Below are 17,247 nucleotides of genomic sequence, written 5' to 3' on the forward strand. Positions count from 1 at the left end.
GACACAGCCTTTGCCGCTTATTCGCGTCACTTCGTCATATTATGACATTTAATGTTAAGTCATTTTATGACATCGTGCATCGATGGAAGCGACCGCCGACCGCAAGCTGTTCCTGGGAGGCCGCCTCAAACGGCTGCGGCGCGATCTGGCGCTCACCCAGACCGCCATGGCGGCTGACCTCGGGGTTTCTCCGAGTTACCTCAATCACATAGAGCGCAACCAGCGCCCCGTTTCGGCGCAACTGCTGCTCCGGCTCGCCGAAACCTATGACGTCGACCTGCGCACGCTCGGTCAGTCCGGGGGTCCCGCGACCGAGTCCGAACTCGCCGAGGCTTTCGCGGATCCGCTGTTTCAGGGTCTGGCCGTGCCGCGCCACGAGATCGTCCAGATGGCCGAGGATCAGCCCGCCGCCGCTGACGCCCTGCTGCGCCTCTATCGCGCCTTCGCCGACCGTCGGGCCCGCGACCGGGCCGAGACCGACGTCACCGGCGGCGCGGGCGACGAGACGCCGGCGGACTGGGTCCGGGAATACGTCCAGGGCCGGCGCAACCACTTTCCCGAGCTGGATGCCCTCGGCGAAGCCTTGTCCGCCCTCCTCGAGGCGGAGACGCCCGGAGAGTCCTTCGAGACCCGCGCCCGCGCCCGCCTGCTGTCGCGCCACGGCCTGAACATCCGCACCCTGCCGCCCGAGATCATGGTCGAATGGACCCGACGCTACGACCCGCATCGCAAGCGGCTGCTGCTGTCGGAGACGCTGGGTCCCTCCTCCCGGGCCTTCGCCGTCGCCTTCCAGCTGGCCCTGTCGGAGCATGACGCCGACCTGACCGCCCTTACGGACGCGGCAGGCGCCCCTGACGAGCCGACGCGTCGCCTGCTCAAGGTCTCCCTGACCAACACCCTCGCCGCCGCCGTCCTGATGCCCTACGGCGCCTTCCGGCAGACGGCCGAAGCGACCGGTTACGACCTCGCGCGCCTCCAGGCCCGGTTCGGCGTCAGCTTCGAGCAGGCGGCCCACCGGCTGACCACCCTGTCGCAGCCGACCGCGCGCGGCGTGCCGTTCTTCCTGATGCGGGTCGATCAGGCGGGCAACGTCTCGAAGCGGTTCGCTTCGGGCGCTTTTCCCTTCTCTCGCTTTGGCGGGGCATGTCCGCGCTGGCGGCTGCACAGCGCCTTCCGTACGCCGGGGCGCATCGTCACCCAGATCATCGAAACCCCGCCCCAGGACGGCAAGGAAGGTCAGCGCTGGTTCACCCTTGCCCGCACCGTCGACCGTCAGGGCCACGACGCCTTCACCGAGGGCCAGGACCTCGCCATCGGCCTCGGCTGCGAACTGAAGCACGCCCATCGGCTGGTCTATGCGCGCGGCCTTGATCTGGCGACGCCAGAGGTGACGCCGATCGGCCCCGCCTGCCGCCTGTGCCACCGTCATCCCTGCGCCGAGAGGGCTGCCCCGCCGGTCGACCGGCCGCTGACGGTGGACGACTGGTCGAAATCGGTCAGCCCATATCCCTTTGCCGGCGCTGCCCGGCGCAGCTGAGTCAGGAGGCCGGCGCCATCTCTTCGAGCGCCTCATTGACGAAGGCCGCAAGATCGCTCTGGCCGAACGGTTTGGCCAGCCGCGGCAGGCGCGGATCGGCGCCGGGCGCCTGATCCGCAAAACCGGAGGTGATGATGACCGGCAGATCCGGGTGGCTGCGCCGCACCGCCTCCGCGAACTGCGAGCCGGTCATGTTCGGCATGACCTCGTCGCTGATGATCAGGTCGATATCCGGTCGGCTGCGCAAGACTTCCAGACCTTCCTTGCCGGACGAGGCGACGATCACCTCGTGGCCGAGGTCGTCCAGCATGGCGGCGGTGTTGGTCAGGACGAGACTGTCGTCGTCGACGGCCAGGATCAGCAGCCGGCGCCCGGCCTTGGCCAGTCCGTCGCCGTCCTGCCCCTGCGTAGCGGCCGCGACGTCCGCGCTCACCACCGGCAGCCAGAGTTCGGCCTGGGTTCCTGCCCCGGGACGGCTGTTCAGCGTCAGCCAGCCGCCGGACTGCCCCGCGAGACCATGCACCATCGACAGCCCCAGCCCGGTGCCCTTGCCCACGCCCTTGGTGGTGAAGAACGGCTCCGTGGCCCGGGCCAGGGTGGCATCGTCCATACCCTCGCCGGTGTCCGCGACCACCAGCCGGACATAATCTCCAGGCGCCAGCGCGGGATGCTGGCGGATCCGCTCTGGCCGGGCGCTGACGGTGATCGAACCGCCGCGCGGCATGGCGTCACGCGCATTGACCGCCAGGTTCATCAGCGCCGCCTCGAGCTGGTACGGATCGGTGTGCACCCGGGGCAGTTCGCTGGGGAACCGCATGTTGACCTCGATGTTCGGACCGATCGTCCGGTCGAGGAAATTCATCAGCCCGCGGACCAGAGACGGGACGTCGACCGCCTCCATCTTCAGTTCCTGCTTGCGGGCGAAGGCCAGCATGCGCTGGGTCAGAACGGCGCCGCGCTGCGCGCCCTGGATGGCGTTGTCGATCAACGGCGTGATGCGGGGGTCGTACGGAACCCGTTTCCTGACCAGTTCCAGGCTGCCCAGCACCGCCATCAGCAGGTTGTTGAAGTCGTGGGCGATGCCGCCCGTCAGCTGACCCACCGCCTCCATCTTCTGGGACTGAAACAGGGCCTCGCGCGCCTCCTCGAGGGCCTTCTGCGCCTCCATCCGCTCGGTGATGTCGCGGGTGATCTTGGTGAAACCGATGATCGCGCCGGCGTCGTTTCGGATTGGATCGATGACCACGTGAGCCCAGAAGCGGCTGCCGTCCTTGCGGACCCGCCAGCCTTCCTTCTCGAACCGCCCCGCCTCGGTCGCCGTCGCCAACGCCTTCGCCGGTTCGTCGGTGACCCGGTCCTCATCGGTGTAGAACCGCGAGAAATGCTCCCCGATGATTTCGTCCGGGGCATAGCCTTTGATCCGCGCGGCGCCGGCGTTCCAGCTGTTCACCCGCCCCGTGGGATCCAGCATGTAGATGGCGTAGTCGGTCACGCCCTGGACCAGCAGCCGGAACTGCTCCTCGCTGCGGCGCAGGCTCTCCTCCGCCTTCTTCCTCTCGGTCAGATCGCGCGTGATCTTGGCGAACCCGACCAGTTCCCCTGACGGCGATCGCACCGGATCGATGATGACGTGGGCCCAAAAACGTTCCCCGTCCTTTCGGACGCGCCAGCCCTCGTGCTCGAAGCGGCCTTCCTCGGCGGCGGTGCGCAGCGCCCGCGCCGGCAGGTCCGTCGCACGGTCCTCGGCGGTGTAGAACCGGGAGAAATGCTCACCCAGAATTTCGGATGGCTGATAGCCCTTGAAGCGCTGCGCGCCCGGGTTCCAGCTGGTGACGAAGCCGTCGCGGTCCAGCATGTAGATGGCGTAGTCCGTGATGGCGTCGACCAGCAGCCGATACCGGTCCTCGACGACGGGAAGTGTATCCGACACTTCTGATGTACCCATGCATCCGCCCCCCCGGCGCCCCCGTACGCTCACGGAACTGCCGATAACGCCGGCTGGCCATGACGGTTCCGCCCGACGCCCGGCTCAGCCAAGGACGAGGCGCGCACCGTCCCTTCGGTGAGCGACGCCGGACCGGTCCAGTACGGCGGCGATGAGTCCGGCCGCATCGTCCGAGCCCTCGTCCAGCAGGGTTTCGATGTCACGGCGCAGGGCGGGGTCGCCCGAGGTCCTGTCGAGGGCGGACAGCCATTCGTCGCGGGTGAGCACGCCGTCGGCGCGGTTGGCCTCGATCAACGGCTGCAGGAAGTCAAACCAGTCCCCGCCTGTCGCGCGCTTCTGGACCGCCTCGGCGGCCAGGGCGAAGACGGCGCCGCAGGCGTAGTAGGCCCGGTGTTCACCACGCGTGCCCGCCGCCTCGACTGGCTCATCGGCCAGCCGCACGCAATCGTCGACCTCCTTCTGCAGTTCGGTGCGATCGTCCCACCCGGGATCGATCGCCTTCAGCGCCCGGACGGCCATCAGGTCGGCGCCGCCCTCCGTGATCCAGGCGTCGCGCGCGAACTCGTAGCGGACGGTCTGTCCCAGCCAGAAATGGGCGCTCTCGTGGCCGATGAACCAGCGCGCCATGCCCAGCACCCCATCGGACGGCCGGGTGACGCCCTCTCCGTCGAACGCCATCACAATCAGACCCGGCATGACGCTGCCGCCCATTGAGGTCCGGCCGGGCGTCGGGCCGGCCCAGCTCATCATGATGGTCGGATGGTCGCTCTGTCCCGGGCCGAGGCGACGCGCATAGTAGTCCGCGACACGCGGAGCGAAGTCTTCGATGGCGTCACCGATCCAGGCCGGCAACTGCGGATCGGCCACGGTCGTCAGGCGCGCGCCCTCGACCAGGTCGGCCTGTCCGAACAGGATGTAGGTGTTCGCCTGCGCCTCGGTCGCCTCGGTCACCCGCCGGCCGCGGAACAGGATGGGACCGCTACGGTCCCGCCAAGTCACCATCGCTGGCCCGGTCTCGAGGGGATAGCCGTTGAGGTCATCCGGCACATCGAGAACAGCCGCGGTCGAAGCCAGGGGAAATACGTCGAACTGGGCGCTGGGCAGGGCCACAGATCCATCGGTGAACACCAGTGCGCTGTAATCGGCTTCGAGATTCTCTGACTTCGGCGTGAAGGCGATACGGACCTTACGCGGTACGGGACCGCCGTCGGCGGCGCGCAGGATGTCACGGGCGCCGACCCGCTCAAGCACCACCCCCGGCGTGAGCACCCGCCATTGCTCCAGCCGCCACGGCCGCCGCGAGCCGTTGATCAGCGACGAGCGGAAGAAGGCCCAGACAACTGCGTCGCGGTCGAGGGTGTAGTCGGCGATCCAGCTGTCTCCGTCGCGCGTGACAGTCACCGCTGGCCTGGAATCGGCATGGACCGGCGGAGGAGGCTCGGTCGCACCGGAAGCGCACGCGGCGAGAGCGAATATCAGGGCCGGCAGCGCGGCCAGTCGGATCTTGAGCATGCGAGCCCCCTGTTCGGCTGCGCCATACCGCGACAGGCCGATCCGGGTCAGCTTAAGCTTTGGTCAGGCTTGGGTCCGTTCGAGGGCCCGGGCGGCCGCCGCCAGTTCTGCGGCCATGATCGTCTTCAGCCGCTCGGGCGCGACGATGCGGACCTGCTCGCCCCAGGTGAACAGGTGCCAGGCCAGTTCGCGCATGCCCGAGGCGCGGAAGCGGACCTCCACGCCGCCGTCGGCCTGGTCCTCGACGCTCTGGGTCGGGTGCCAGCGCCACGCCCGCGCTTCGTCGGCGCCGTCGGGCGTGACCCTCAGCACCACGTCCTCGATCTCGTCCTGATAAATGCCGAATGACTGGCTGGCGAAGGCCTGCAGGTCGAAATCCGCCGGCGGCGAGGCGACGCCGTCCTCCGCTCGCACGGCGCTCATCCGGTCGAGCCGGAAGGTCTGGATGCGGCCGCTCTCGCGATCGGCGGCGACCAGATAGTTGGCACGGCCGAACATCACCCCGCACGGTGCGACGCTGCGCCTGCGCGCCTCGGCCCCCGGCCGGCTGTAGATGAAGCCCAGCGGCCGGCCCGCCAGCACCGCCTGCCGGATCTCCGCCAGCACCGCCTCGTCGGCCGAGGGCCGCGGCCCCGCCTGGACGGCGATCGTCTCGGCCCTCACCAGCGCCTCCAGATCCGGCGCCAGCCGGTTCAGCGTCGTCGAGCGCATGGCCGACTTCAGCTTGCGCTCGAGGCCCTCCAGAGCCGCGGCCCGCCCCCGTTCGCCGCTGGCCCGCAGCGCCTGCGCCGCCTTGGCCAGTTCGATCAGCTCCGTAGTGGTGGGGGCCTGTTCGAAGGCCGACAGGCCGCCCCGGATGCGCCAGCGCTTGTTCGGTGGGTCCGACACCTCCTCCGCCTGCGGGAACAGCATGATCACCGCATCGCGCAGCCGCTCGGCGGTGCGCCGGCCGACCTCGAGCTCGCGCTCGATCTCGCCCAGCGTCAGCCCCTCGGCGCTGGCCGCCATGCGCCGGGCGAGGTCGAGGACCATGGCCGCCTTGTCGTGTCTCATGCCGTCACTGAAGCATACGTCCGATTTTGACGCAACGCTGTCGCATAGTCCAACCATCGACCGACACACCGCTTCAGGAGCTCATCCATGGCCCGCCGTTTCGCCCCCACCGCTTCCGTCGCCGCCTCCCGCTATCTGATCGTGCCTTGCGAGGCTGACGGCTGCAGTGATCTGGCCGTGATCTGGGACCGCCTGGAGGAACAGGTCATCGACGTCATCGACGCCCGCCTGTCGGCCCGCTACGGGGACGAGGACGCCCTGTGGGACGAGGCCCGCCCGGCCTTCGATCCCGCCGAAGATTTCCGCATCGCCGCCTGAGAATGGCGCTCTGACCTTCTGGATCATCGTCGGCGGCTGGTGACCCCGCGTGCGAACGCTGGTCGCGAGGGGCCGCATCGGGGTTGCGGCCTGCGCCCCGGACCGCTAGCCCTCCTCCTGTCTCGGGAGGACGGCAAGAGCATGACGACGCAGACGGTGGATGGGGCGCAGCTGGTCAACGGCGCGCTGGCCGCGTTCCAGGCCCGCGAGCGCGATGACGCCGCTTATCTGCTCGCCAAGGCGGTGCAGGCCGATCCGCCGCTGGGCGCGCGCTGGGCCTCCGTTTCGCGGCTCGCCGCCACCATCGGCGAGATCACCCTGGCGCTGGCGGCGGCGCGCAAGCATGTGGCGGCGACGCGGACGGCCGAGGCGCGGCTGGCGTACGCCCAGTTGCTGATCCAGAGCGGCCGCACGGAGGACGCCCTGCGCGAAGGCGCCGCCCTCGCCCGCGAGCGGCCCAACGATCCGGCCGCCCTTCACTTCCTCGCCACCTGCCAGGTCCAGCTGGGCGACCACGAGGCGGCCATCGCCAACCTGCGCCGGATCATCGCCCTGCCCAGCGTGCGGCTGGGCGCCGAGAACGCCTGGCACGTGCTGGCCGACATCAAGAAATTCACCGCCGACGATCCCGACATTCCGCAGATGGAGGCGATGCTGGAGCGCATCGGCACAGCGGAAGCCACGCGCCAGAGCCGCATCGTCATGCTCTATGCCCTGGGCAAGGCGCTGGATGACGTCGGCCAGACCGACCGCGTCTTCGCCTGCTTCGACGAGGCCGCGAAGCTGCAGAAGATCGACAGCACCTTCAACGCCGCCAACGCCGACGCCTTCGTCGACGCCGTGGTCAGGGGCTGGGACCGCGCCTTCATGGACAGCCTGCCGAAGAGCACCGTCGACAGCGATCGGCCCATCTTCGTGCTCGGCCTGCCGCGTTCCGGCACCACCCTGGTCGAACAGATCCTGGTCAGCCACTCGCAGGTCGTGGACGGGGCCGAGGCCAACCTGTTCCGTCCCGCCTCGATGGCCATCAAGGGCTATACGCCGGACGAGGTCCGCGCCTCGTTCGATCGGCCCGACGCGTCCGCCCTGCCCAACCGCATCGCCAAGGCCTATCTGCATCTCGTCGACGAGCGGTTCGGCAAGACCGGCCGGGTCGTCGACAAGACCCTGAACCAGACCCGCTACCTCGGTCTGATCCATCAGATTCTGCCGAAGGCGAAGCTGATCTGGCTGCGCCGCGACCCGGCCGGCATCGCGTGGTCCTGCTACCGCACCCGGTTCGCCAAGGGGGTCGACTGGACGCGGTCGCTCACCGACATCGCCGCCTATTTCAAGGGCGAGGATCGGCTGCACGCCCACTGGTCGGCGGTGCTGGGCGACAGCCTGCTGACCGTGCCCTACGAGGCGCTGGTGGATGATCCCGAGACGTGGATGCGGCGCATCATCGAGCACGTCGGGCTGGAGTGGGAAGACGGCGTCCGCGACTTCCACAAGACCGAACGCGCCGTGACCACCGCCAGCTTCGCCCAGGTCCGCAAGCCGATGTACGCCTCGTCCAAGGAGGCGTGGAAGCGCTACGGGACGCAGCTGCAGCCATTCTTCGACGCCTACGGCAAGAGCTGACCCGTTTCCGCTGTCGTCATCCTCCGGCAAGGCGCTTCAGCGCCGCGACCGGCGGACCCAGCAGCGCGCGCCAGCGCGAACCTGCCGGGAGCGCCCGTTCAACACAGCCTGCCTGAACAGGTCGCCTTCGGCGCTGTGCTCGCCGGAGGATGACGATAGCGGTGAGATCTAGCCGGGATACCGCGCCCGCATCTGCTCGGCGGTGACGACCGCCATCTCCTTCAGCACCGCGGGGTCAACGTCCGACAGCCTGTTGACGTAGACGCAGCCCTTGCCCGACTTGTGCTTGCCCAGCCGGGCCAGCAGGTCTTCCCGGCCTTCGTCGCAGTAAAGGTAGAAGACCAGATTGGCCTTGCGCGGCGAGAAGCCGACCAGCGGCGCATCGCCCTCGTGCCCGCTGGCGTAGCGGTAGTGGTACGCCCCGAAGCCGACGATCGAAGGTCCCCACATCACCGGCGGCTCCCCGGTCGCCTCTGCCAGCAGGGCGCAGGCGGCCTCCGCGTCGGCGCGGCGCTTCGGATCCTCGACGGTGGCGATGAACTCGGCCGCGGTTGTCGGCGTCGGTCGGGTCTTCTGCTCGCGCGCCATGCCCTCACCCCTCCCCGTCAGGGATTCCCGCCCTGATCAGTTCGCCGCCGGTATAGCGCGGATCATCGGTGACCTCACGCACGGCGAAGGCCGGGTGCGGAAAGGCCGCCATGGCCGCGTCGTCGGCGAACTCCGCCTCGGCCAGAAACAGCCCGGCCAGCGGCCCCTCGAACCGGTCCACCGACAGGGTGGCCTCCCCCGCGGCGTAGTAGTGCCGCGTCTTCCGCATCGGCCGCCCGGGCAGGCCCTCGAACAGCGCGTATTCGGCCGGGCTCAGATACAGGGTGGTGATCAGCCGCCGGTCCGGCGCCAGATCGGCCTTCTTCGATAGCCGCAGGATCGGCTCCCCGCCCCTGACCGGCGTGGCCCGCCGCAACCGCAGCTGTGAGCCGTCCACATACAGGTCCTCGATCGCCTCGGCCCGCACCACCGGCAGGTCCGGCAATCCCGCGCACAGCCAGCGCCGCTCCCGCTCCACCGCGGCGTATTTCTCCGGCTTCAGGAAGCCGAGGGCGGCGGAATCGGTCATCGGGAAGGCGCCAGTCCATCCGCGACGGTCGCCGATCGGGCCTGATGGCCTTCGGCCGCGCTGGGCGGTCCCGGCGGCAGGCTCAGGAAACGCCAGATGTGGTCGTAGGCCCCGTCGCGCACGAGCGTGCTGTGGTTCGAGCCGACCATGCGTACGAAGGCCTTGGGGGCGTTCGCCATTCGATACAGCGCCCACCCCTGCTCGAAGGGGACCACCTCGTCGGCGTCGCCGTGGATCACCAGAACCGGGGCATTGATCCGGTCGATGATGTCGCGCGAACGGTACTGGTCCATCATCAGCAGGCCGACCGGCGCCCATGGATAGGCTTGGGCCGCCACGTCCACCGTCGAGGTATAGGGGGCTTCGAGAATCACCGCCCGCGCCGGCTGCTCGCTCGCCAGCCGGACCGCCACGCCGCTTCCCAAGGAGAAACCGTGGATGACGATGCGGGACGGTTCGACCCGTCCGGTCAGCCACTTGTAGGCCGCCGCGGCGTCCTTGTGCAGCCCGGCCTCGGTCGGTCGGCCGGTCGAGCCGTCGTAGCCGCGATAGCCGATGGCGAGAAAACCGACGCCCTTGTCGGCAATGCGCCGCCACCGCCCCTCCTGCACAGCGAGCCCGGCGGCGTTGCCGTTGAAGAACAGGATGGTCGGATTGTCGCCCTCAGCCGGCAGCCACCAGCCGACCAGACGCTCGCCGTCCTCGGTGTCGATCTGGACAACCTGTATCGAAGGACCAGCCGGGTCGGGCGAAGCCCCAGCCGCGACGGGATAGTAGAGCAGGTCTCGTTGCAGGAGGAACATCGCGCCGATCACGATCAGATAGACCACGGCTACGCCGGCGAGCGCCAGCAGGAGAACCCTGCGCCAGCGAATCCCGGTCATCACCTCACAGCGCCTTCACGATCCCCTCGACCATCTTCTTGGCGTCGGCGAACAGCATCATGGTGTTGTCGCGGAAGAACAGCTCGTTCTCCACGCCCGCATAGCCGCTGCCCATACCGCGCTTGATGAACAGCACGGTGCCCGCCTTCTCCACATCCAGCACCGGCATGCCGTAGATCGGGCTCTGCGGATCGGTCTTGGCGGCGGGGTTGGTGACGTCGTTGGCGCCGATGACGAAGGCCACGTCGCAGCTCGAGAACTCGCTGTTGATGTCCTCCAGCTCGAACACCTCGTCGTACGGGACATTGGCCTCCGCCAGCAGCACGTTCATGTGGCCCGGCATGCGGCCGGCCACGGGGTGGATGGCGTATTTCACCTCGACCCCCTCCTCCTTCAGCGTATCGGCCATCTCGCGCAGCGCGTGCTGGGCCTGGGCCACCGCCATCCCGTAGCCGGGCACGATGATGACCTTCGAGGCGTTCTTCATGATGAAGGCGGCGTCTTCCGCGGAGCCTTGCTTGACGGGCCGGGTCTCGACCGCGCCGCCCGCTCCGGCCGCCGCGTCCCCGCCGCCGAAGCCGCCGAGGATGACGGAGATGAAGCTGCGGTTCATGCCCTTGCACATGATGTAGCTCAGGATCGCGCCCGAGCTGCCGACCAGCGCCCCGGTGATGATCAGGGCGATGTTCTCCAGCGTGAAGCCCAGCGCCGCCGCGGCCCAGCCCGAGTAGCTGTTCAGCATCGACACCACGACCGGCATGTCGGCCCCACCGATGGGAATGATCAGGGTCGCGCCCAGGATCAGGGCGATCAGGAACACGCCCCAGAACGCCCAGACGGCGGTCCCGCCCGAGCCGATCATCACCCCGATCAGCAGCACCAGTCCGAGGGCGAGCGCGATGTTGATCAGGTGGCGCATGGGCAGGATGATCGGAGCCCCGCTCATGTTGCCGTTCAGCTTGGCGAAGGCGATCACCGAGCCGGTGAAGGTCACCGCCCCGATGGCAACGCCGAGGCTCAGCTCGATGATCGACAGGGTCTTGATCCCGACGGCGCCCGAACTGGCCACGGTGGCGATGCCGAAGCTGTCCGGGGCATAGACGGCGCCCACCGCCACCAGACACGCCGCCATGCCGACCAGCGAATGGAAGGCGGCGACCAGCTGGGGCATCTGCGTCATCTGCACCCGCGCCGCGATCAGCGCGCCCGCTCCGCCTCCGATCACCACCCCGCCGGCGATCAGCGCCAGCGTCAGCGGGTCCAGCACGCCGCTCGACCACAGGGTGGCCAGCGTCACCGCCACGGCCAGCGCCATGCCGACCATGCCCAGCGTATTGCCCCGCCGGCTTGTCTCCGGGCTCGACAGCCCGCGCAGGCTGAGGATGAACAGGACACCCGAAACCAGATAGGCCAAGGCCGCGATCGATGCGTTCATGCGTCAGTTCCCCCTCATCGTCGCGCTCATTTCCCGGGTGGCGGGCAAGACGCCGTCCGCGCCAGCCGCCACAGGGCGGCGGCGATGAACAGCGGGCCGATGAAGACCACGGCCCAGTCCCAGATGCTCATCTGCTTCTCCTGCGCCACGATGCGCAGCAGGATCGACGCGAACAGCAGCACCACGCCGCAATCGAGGAAGCGAAGCTTGCGGATGGCGTGCTTCTCGCCGAGCCAGCTCCACAGCCATAGGCCCCCGCCGATCGCCGTGGCGACCCAGGACGCGCCGACCGCGAGTTGCTGGACATCCAGGGTCATCCGGCCTCGGCGGGCCTGGCCGGCGCCGCGGGCCGTTCCTTCTTGCGGTACATGGCCAGCATGCGCCGGGTGACCATGAAGCCGCCGAAGATGTTGACGCTGGCGAGGGTCACCGCCGCGACGCCCGCCCCCTTGGCGATCCAGCCGTCGTCGCCGCTGGCCGCCGCCGCGATCAGCCCGCCGACCACGATCACCGACGAAATGGCGTTGGTCACGGCCATCAGCGGCGTATGCAGCGCCGGCGTGACGCTCCACACGACGTAATAGCCGACGAAGATCGCCAGCACGAAGATGGCGAGGCGGAAGATGGTGGGGTCTACGTGTTCCATTCAGATCACCCTCTTCAGGCGGTTCGAGGCCGCGTTCCGGATAGTGGACATGACCGCATCGATATCATCCTCCACCTGACGCACCGCGAAGCGGAGAACCGCATAGCCTTGGCTTTCGAACCACGCGTCCCGCTTCATGTCGCGAACCGCCACATCGGCGAGGGAGTGTACGCCTCCGTCGACTTCGACCACCAAGGCGGCCGGGTGGCAGACAAAGTCTGGGATGATGGAGCCCATGGCGGCCTGTCGACGGAACCGGACCGGCAAGCGACGAAGTTGTTCCCACAGCACTCCCTCGGTATGCGTTGGCTCTCTCCGGAGCCCTCGAGCTCGCCGAACGGCGCGGCCGGCCGTGCGACCGTCACGGGCGAAACGCGAAAAGCCCTCCCCCTCGATGGGGGAGGGTTGGGTGGGGGTGGTGACACGATTGTGCGGGCGCTTGGCGTATGAGGCGTCGTCGACAACGCCTTCCGCGCCACTCCGGGCGGCGTCAGCGCGCGCACCCCCAACCCCAACCCTTCCCCCATCGAGGGGGAAGGGAGTCAATGCATCACTCATCCCCTCACCCCCTCGTGCACCACGGCCCCGCCGTGGGTCACCGCCGCCGCCTTGAGGATCTCGTCGTCGAGATCGACGGCCAGCGCCCCGTCCTTGATCAGCAGGCCGACGAAGGCGCTCAGGTTGCGCGCGTACAGCGCCGAGGCGTCCGCCGCGATCCGGCCCGCCATGTTCGTCCAGCCGACGATCTGCGCGCCGTTGGCCGTGGTCACCACCTCGCCGGCCTTCGCCCCCTCGACGTTGCCGCCGTTGTCGATGGCCAGGTCGATCAGCACGCTGCCGGGCTTCATCGAGGCGACGTGCGCCGCCGTGACCAGTCGCGGCGCCGGGCGGCCGGGAATCAGGGCGGTCGTGATGACGATGTCCTGCTTGACGATGTGCGAGGCCGTCAGCTCGGCCTGCTTGGCCTGGTATTCCGCCGACATCGGCTTGGCGTAGCCGGCGGCGGTTTCGGCCGCCTTGAACTCCTCGTCCTCGACGGCGACGAATTTTGCCCCGAGGCTCTCGACCTGCTCCTTGGACGCCGGCCGCACATCGGTGGCGGTGACCACCGCCCCCAGCCGCCGCGCCGTAGCGATGGCCTGCAGCCCGGCCACGCCCGCGCCCATGACGAAGACCTTGGCGGGGGCGACCGTGCCCGCCGCCGTCATCATCATCGGGAAGCCCTTGCCGAAGGCGTACGCGGCCTCGATCACGGCGCGATATCCCGCCAGGTTGGCCTGCGACGACAGGGCGTCCATCACCTGCGCCCGGGTTATCCGCGGCACGAATTCCATGGCGAAGGCCGTGACGCCGGCGCCGGACAGGGCCGTCACCGTCTCCTTGTCGCGATACGCGTCCAGCAGGGCGACGACCACCGCCCCCGGCTTGAGCGCGCTGGTCTCCTGCGCCGTCGGTCCGCGCACCTTCAGCAGCACGTCGGCCCCGGCCAGCACGGTCTTGATGTCCGGCTTCACCGCCGCTCCGGCCGCCGCATAGTCCGCATCGGGGATCGACGAGCCCGCGCCGGTCCCGGCCTCGACCGTCACCGTGGCGCCGAGCGCGAGCAGCTTCTTCACCGTTTCCGGAGTGACGGCGCAGCGCGTCTCGCCGTCACGGCGTTCGCGGGTCACGGCGATGGCGACAGCCAAGCGAATCCCTCCGTCTTCTCTCGACGCGGGAAGGTTAGGCTTATCGGAGAGGGCCCGTCAAAAGGATGAGGGCGCGGGGGGTTCAACATCCTCCCGCTCATCCCGGCGAAAGCCGGGACCCGGTCCTGTCCAGCGTCGCAGCTGGCTCAGGACTGATTATCTGGCAAGCCTTGTCCGCCCCGATCACCCAGGGCGCTGGGTCCCCGCTTTCGCCGGGATGAGCGGAGGGTTGTCAGTGCTTCTTCTTGGAGCGCAGGGCGAAGATGCCGACGACCAGCAGCACGAAGGCCGCGATCGCGCCGGCGATGAAGCTGCCGCCCGGCTGGAACCACATCACCAGGAACAGGACCGACACCGCGGTCAGCAGCGAGCCCCACTTCGCCAGGGCCATGAACAAGCTGAACGTCGCCGCCTGCTCGCTGATCTCCTGTGAGCCGCGAACATAGTCGTCGTGCCCAAGGGAGTCGGGGGCGTGGTGCGGGTCGGCCATGATCGGGTCCGGGAATCTGGAAAGGCGTTGGGCGCTCTTATAACGGTGCGCGCCGCGCGCTCAAGCCGGCGGCGACAATTCGCGTCGGTCAGTCCAGCGCCGCCAGCACGTCGCGGGTGAAGGCGATGTGGTCGAAGCGCCCCCCGGCCGGATCCTCGCCGCGCCGCACGATGACGATGTTCCGGCTCGGCACGATGACGACATACTGACCGCGGTTGCCGTTGGCCGAAATGGCGTCGGTGGGAATGCCCTCCGACTTGTCGAACAGCCAGAAGGTCGCGCCATAGCCCTGCTCGCCCCGCGGCTGCGGTCCTGACGGCCGCGAGACATAGTCGCGCCAGCCCGCCGGCAGGATGCGCTCGCCGTCCACCACCCCGTCGTCGACATACAGCTGGCCGAACCGCGCCAGGTCACGGGCGGTCGACCACACCTGGCTGGACAGCACATAGTTCCCGCGCCAGTCCGTCTCGGCGACGGTGTCGTGCATACCCAGCGTCTCGAACAGCTCGGCGGGCGGATGCTCGTCGAAGGTCTCGGCGATGCTGAGCACCGCCAGAAGAGTGTCGTTGTTGGCGTAGCGGTAGCGCATCCCCGGCGGCGCGATCAGCGGCCAGGTCGTGGCCTGCTCGTCCACCCCGACCCCGCCGAAATACAGGGCGTCGGTGCGGTTGCCCGCCGTGTCGCTGGTCAGGCCCGAGGCCATCCGCATCAGCTGGTCCAGCGTGATGGCCGCGCGCGGGTCGCCCGGGCGGCTCCAGTCGGCGATGGCGGCCGGGGCGTTCACATCAACCTCGCCGCGATGGACGGCGGCGCCGATCACCGTCCCGGCCAGGCTCTTGGCCACCGACCAGGTGCGCTGCGGCGTGTCGACGCCGAACCCCGGCGCGTAGACTTCGCCCACCAATTTGCCGTCCTGCAGGATCACCACCGCCGTGGTGTTGGCGCCCTCGCCATAGCCGTCGTCCAGAGCGCGGGTCAGTACGGCCTCCAGCGCCGCCGGATCGGCTGACCGGCCCGTCGGCATGGGATCGTTAGGGCGCGACGCCGACGGCAGGAGAGCTATCTGCTCGCCGCGCCAGCCCACCGGCATGATGGTGCAGCCGCGCCCCCGCCGCCAGACCGCGGAGCGCGGGGGCATGGTCTCGTCCCACGCTACGGCCACCCGCGCCGGCAAGACCTCCACCGGCATCTCCCGCACCAGCGCGTCGATCTCGGGGTAAACGCCGACCAGCTCATTGGCCTCGACGCTCTCGACCGTGCGCGAGCCGCCCGCCGCCTCGGCGTTCTTCAGCGCCCCGCACACCATCAGCGCCTTGTAGCCCGCCGCCATGGCGCGAGTGGCCGACGTCGGCTCCGCGGGCGGCGTCTGGGCGAAGGCGGGACTAGCGAGAGCGACGGCGGCGGCGAGGATCAGGGTGCGCATCACCGGACGCTCGCCCGCCCTCACCGCTCCGTCAACTCAGACCAGCGCCTCGAACTGGTCGATCAGCCCTTCCAGCCGCTTCGTGCCGATGGTCCAGAAGGCGGGGTCGCGGGGATTCAGCCCGAACGGCGCCAGCGCCTCGACATAGCCCTTCGACCCGCCGCCCGCGAGCAGCTCGCGGTACAGCGGCGTGAACCCCGCCGGATCCTTCGCCCGCGTCTCCATCAGCGCCGCCACCAGCAGATCGCCGAAGGCGTAGGCGTAGACGTAGAAGGGCGAGTGGACGAAGTGACTGACATAGCTCCACCAGTGCTCGTAGCCGGGGTTCAGCGTCACCGCCGGGCCTAGCGAGCCGCCCATCTCCTCCAGCCAGATCCCGGCGATACGTTCGACCGGCAGCTCCCCCGCCGCCCGCTCGTCGTGGAACCGGGTCTCGAAGCGGTGGAAGGCGATCTGGCGGATGACGGTGTTCAGCCCGTCCTCGATCCGCCCAGCCAGCAGCCCACGCTGCTCGGCCTTCGGCGCCGTCTTCAGCAGCCGGTCGAAGGTCAGTCCCTCGGCGAAGATCGAGGCGGTCTCGGCCAGCGTCAGCGGCGTGTCGGCCAGCAGGCTCCCCTGCCCCGCCGCCAGCGTCTGGTGCACGCCGTGGCCCAGCTCGTGCGCCAGCGTCAGCACGTCGCGCCGCTCGCCCATCCAGTTCAGGAACACATAGGGGTGCCGGTCCGAGGTCACCGGGTGGGCATAGGCGCCCGACTGCTTGCCCGGCCGCGCCCGGCCGTCGATCCACGGCCGCTCGAAAAAGCCCCGCGCCCGGTCGGCGAACTCGCCGCCGAGGTCCGAGAAGCTCTCCAGCACCAGCTCCCGGCCCTGCGCCCAGTCATAGCCGCGCGGGGCGCTGGTCTCGATCGGCGCGTTGCGGTCCCACTGGTCAAGCGTCGTCTTGCCCATCGCCCGGGCCTTGAGCGCGTAATAGCGGTGCGACAGGCGCGGATAGGCCGCCGCCACCGCCTCGGCCATGGCGTCGACCGCGTCGCCGTCCACCTCGTTGGCCAGGTGCCGGCTGTCGGCGGGCCGTTTGAAGCCGCGCCACTTGTCCTCCAGCGCCTTGTCGGCCGCGACGGTGTTGAGCACCAGCGCCATGGTCTGAACCCGTGCGCCCAGCGCCTCGTTCAGCCCCTCGGCCGCGGCCTTGCGCCGCGCCGCCTTTGGATCCGACAGCCGGTTCAGCGCCTCCGCCAGCGTCAGCTCATCCTTGCCGGCCTTGACTCGCATCGCCGCCAGCGTCTCGTCGAACAGCCGCGGCCACTGGGCGCTGATCGGCCCGCGCTCGGCAAGAAACGTCTCCAGTTCGTGCGACAGCTCGTGCGGCTTCATCGCCCGCACCCGCCGCAGCCACGGCCGCCAGCGCGCGGCCCCCGGCCACATGGCCAGGGCGGCGTCGATCTCCGCCTCCTCCAGCTGGTTGATCTCCAGCGTGACCCAGACCGCAGGCGTGGCGATGGCGGTGATCTTCTCGCGCACCGTGGCCTCGAAACCCTGCGCTCCGGCGTCGTTGCGGTCCGTCGAGGCGGCGAGG

17 protein-coding genes are annotated in these 17,247 nt (G+C 69.3%); 3 read left to right on the top strand and 14 right to left on the bottom strand.

Annotated elements, in window-relative coordinates:
- Nucleotides 1–82 precede the first annotated feature (82 nt).
- Nucleotides 83–1,537 (top strand): helix-turn-helix domain-containing protein, encoded by a 1,455-nt coding sequence (locus tag VEC04_RS05105; RefSeq protein ID WP_324774497.1) that lies wholly within the window; start codon nt 83–85, stop codon nt 1,535–1,537.
- Between the two features lies 1 nt (nt 1,538).
- Here VEC04_RS05105 and VEC04_RS05110 read toward each other — a convergent pair whose 3' ends face one another.
- The 3 genes from VEC04_RS05110 to VEC04_RS05120 all read right to left on the bottom strand — a co-directional run bounded on the left by VEC04_RS05110 (nt 1,539) and on the right by VEC04_RS05120 (nt 6,047).
- A complete protein-coding gene (locus VEC04_RS05110; RefSeq protein WP_324774499.1) occupies nt 1,539–3,482 on the bottom strand; it encodes a PAS domain S-box protein in 1,944 nt (647 codons plus the stop codon).
- 84 nt (nt 3,483–3,566) lie between these two features.
- Nucleotides 3,567–4,883: a hypothetical protein gene (locus VEC04_RS05115; RefSeq protein WP_324774501.1), complete on the bottom strand. Its 1,317-nt coding sequence runs from the start codon at nt 4,881–4,883 to the stop codon at nt 3,567–3,569.
- 174 nt (nt 4,884–5,057) lie between these two features.
- Nucleotides 5,058–6,047, bottom strand: coding sequence for a WYL domain-containing protein (locus VEC04_RS05120; protein WP_324774502.1), 990 nt, complete (start codon nt 6,045–6,047; stop codon nt 5,058–5,060).
- 87 nt (nt 6,048–6,134) lie between these two features.
- Here VEC04_RS05120 and VEC04_RS05125 point away from each other — a divergent pair, with 87 nt between their 5' ends.
- Both VEC04_RS05125 and VEC04_RS05130 read left to right on the top strand, forming a co-directional pair.
- Nucleotides 6,135–6,365: a hypothetical protein gene (locus VEC04_RS05125; protein ID WP_324774504.1), complete on the top strand. Its 231-nt coding sequence runs from the start codon at nt 6,135–6,137 to the stop codon at nt 6,363–6,365.
- A gap of 141 nt (nt 6,366–6,506) precedes the next feature.
- A complete protein-coding gene (locus tag VEC04_RS05130; RefSeq protein WP_324774506.1) occupies nt 6,507–7,988 on the top strand; it encodes a sulfotransferase in 1,482 nt (493 codons plus the stop codon).
- A gap of 168 nt (nt 7,989–8,156) precedes the next feature.
- Here VEC04_RS05130 and VEC04_RS05135 read toward each other — a convergent pair whose 3' ends face one another.
- The 11 genes from VEC04_RS05135 to VEC04_RS05185 form a co-directional block, all read right to left on the bottom strand.
- Nucleotides 8,157–8,576, bottom strand: a complete 420-nt coding sequence (locus VEC04_RS05135; RefSeq protein ID WP_324774508.1) for a DUF1801 domain-containing protein — start codon at nt 8,574–8,576, stop codon at nt 8,157–8,159.
- Nucleotides 8,577–8,580: 4 nt separating this feature from the next.
- Nucleotides 8,581–9,105 (bottom strand): hypothetical protein, encoded by a 525-nt coding sequence (locus VEC04_RS05140; RefSeq protein WP_324774510.1) that lies wholly within the window; start codon nt 9,103–9,105, stop codon nt 8,581–8,583.
- Entirely contained in the window at nt 9,102–9,989 is an 888-nt protein-coding gene (locus VEC04_RS05145) for an alpha/beta hydrolase (RefSeq protein ID WP_324774512.1), read from the bottom strand. The genes VEC04_RS05140 and VEC04_RS05145 overlap by 4 nt, the downstream gene beginning before the upstream one ends.
- 4 nt (nt 9,990–9,993) lie before the next feature.
- Nucleotides 9,994–11,424: an NAD(P)(+) transhydrogenase (Re/Si-specific) subunit beta gene (locus VEC04_RS05150; protein ID WP_324774514.1), complete on the bottom strand. Its 1,431-nt coding sequence runs from the start codon at nt 11,422–11,424 to the stop codon at nt 9,994–9,996.
- A gap of 26 nt (nt 11,425–11,450) precedes the next feature.
- Complete coding sequence (locus VEC04_RS05155; protein WP_324774516.1) at nt 11,451–11,741, bottom strand: hypothetical protein; 291 nt, start codon at nt 11,739–11,741, stop codon at nt 11,451–11,453.
- Nucleotides 11,738–12,070 (bottom strand): NAD(P) transhydrogenase subunit alpha, encoded by a 333-nt coding sequence (locus tag VEC04_RS05160; protein ID WP_324774518.1) that lies wholly within the window; start codon nt 12,068–12,070, stop codon nt 11,738–11,740. Before VEC04_RS05160 ends, VEC04_RS05155 begins: the two co-directional genes overlap by 4 nt.
- The gene (locus VEC04_RS05165; RefSeq protein WP_324774520.1) at nt 12,071–12,628 is read right to left on the bottom strand and encodes an endonuclease domain-containing protein; all 558 of its coding nucleotides are present in this window, start codon (nt 12,626–12,628) and stop codon (nt 12,071–12,073) included.
- Nucleotides 12,625–13,758 (bottom strand): Re/Si-specific NAD(P)(+) transhydrogenase subunit alpha, encoded by a 1,134-nt coding sequence (locus VEC04_RS05170; protein ID WP_324774522.1) that lies wholly within the window; start codon nt 13,756–13,758, stop codon nt 12,625–12,627. The genes VEC04_RS05165 and VEC04_RS05170 overlap by 4 nt, the downstream gene beginning before the upstream one ends.
- A gap of 232 nt (nt 13,759–13,990) precedes the next feature.
- Nucleotides 13,991–14,248, bottom strand: coding sequence for an aa3-type cytochrome c oxidase subunit IV (locus VEC04_RS05175; RefSeq protein WP_324774524.1), 258 nt, complete (start codon nt 14,246–14,248; stop codon nt 13,991–13,993).
- Between the two features lie 88 nt (nt 14,249–14,336).
- Nucleotides 14,337–15,671, bottom strand: coding sequence for a serine hydrolase (locus VEC04_RS05180; protein ID WP_324774526.1), 1,335 nt, complete (start codon nt 15,669–15,671; stop codon nt 14,337–14,339).
- A gap of 36 nt (nt 15,672–15,707) precedes the next feature.
- Nucleotides 15,708–17,247 (bottom strand): M3 family oligoendopeptidase (locus VEC04_RS05185; RefSeq protein ID WP_324774528.1); only part of this gene is annotated, 1,540 nt, incomplete at its 5' end.

The organism is Brevundimonas sp. (assembly GCF_035626535.1).
Classification (GTDB): domain Bacteria; phylum Pseudomonadota; class Alphaproteobacteria; order Caulobacterales; family Caulobacteraceae; genus Brevundimonas.

What these genes read in the sequence shown, in the direction of transcription:
- VEC04_RS05105 (WP_324774497.1), top strand. Translation starts at nt 83, where the DNA reads ATGGAAGCGACCGCCGACCGCAAGCTGTTCCTGGGAGGCCGCCTCAAA.
- VEC04_RS05110 (WP_324774499.1), bottom strand. Translation starts at nt 3,482, where the DNA reads ATGGGTACATCAGAAGTGTCGGATACACTTCCCGTCGTCGAGGACCGG.
- VEC04_RS05120 (WP_324774502.1), bottom strand. Translation starts at nt 6,047, where the DNA reads ATGAGACACGACAAGGCGGCCATGGTCCTCGACCTCGCCCGGCGCATG.
- VEC04_RS05125 (WP_324774504.1), top strand. Translation starts at nt 6,135, where the DNA reads ATGGCCCGCCGTTTCGCCCCCACCGCTTCCGTCGCCGCCTCCCGCTAT.
- VEC04_RS05130 (WP_324774506.1), top strand. Translation starts at nt 6,507, where the DNA reads ATGACGACGCAGACGGTGGATGGGGCGCAGCTGGTCAACGGCGCGCTG.
- VEC04_RS05135 (WP_324774508.1), bottom strand. Translation starts at nt 8,576, where the DNA reads ATGGCGCGCGAGCAGAAGACCCGACCGACGCCGACAACCGCGGCCGAG.
- VEC04_RS05140 (WP_324774510.1), bottom strand. Translation starts at nt 9,105, where the DNA reads ATGACCGATTCCGCCGCCCTCGGCTTCCTGAAGCCGGAGAAATACGCC.
- VEC04_RS05145 (WP_324774512.1), bottom strand. Translation starts at nt 9,989, where the DNA reads ATGACCGGGATTCGCTGGCGCAGGGTTCTCCTGCTGGCGCTCGCCGGC.
- VEC04_RS05150 (WP_324774514.1), bottom strand. Translation starts at nt 11,424, where the DNA reads ATGAACGCATCGATCGCGGCCTTGGCCTATCTGGTTTCGGGTGTCCTG.
- VEC04_RS05155 (WP_324774516.1), bottom strand. Translation starts at nt 11,741, where the DNA reads ATGACCCTGGATGTCCAGCAACTCGCGGTCGGCGCGTCCTGGGTCGCC.
- VEC04_RS05160 (WP_324774518.1), bottom strand. Translation starts at nt 12,070, where the DNA reads ATGGAACACGTAGACCCCACCATCTTCCGCCTCGCCATCTTCGTGCTG.
- VEC04_RS05165 (WP_324774520.1), bottom strand. Translation starts at nt 12,628, where the DNA reads ATGAGTGATGCATTGACTCCCTTCCCCCTCGATGGGGGAAGGGTTGGG.
- VEC04_RS05175 (WP_324774524.1), bottom strand. Translation starts at nt 14,248, where the DNA reads ATGGCCGACCCGCACCACGCCCCCGACTCCCTTGGGCACGACGACTAT.
- VEC04_RS05180 (WP_324774526.1), bottom strand. Translation starts at nt 15,671, where the DNA reads ATGCGCACCCTGATCCTCGCCGCCGCCGTCGCTCTCGCTAGTCCCGCC.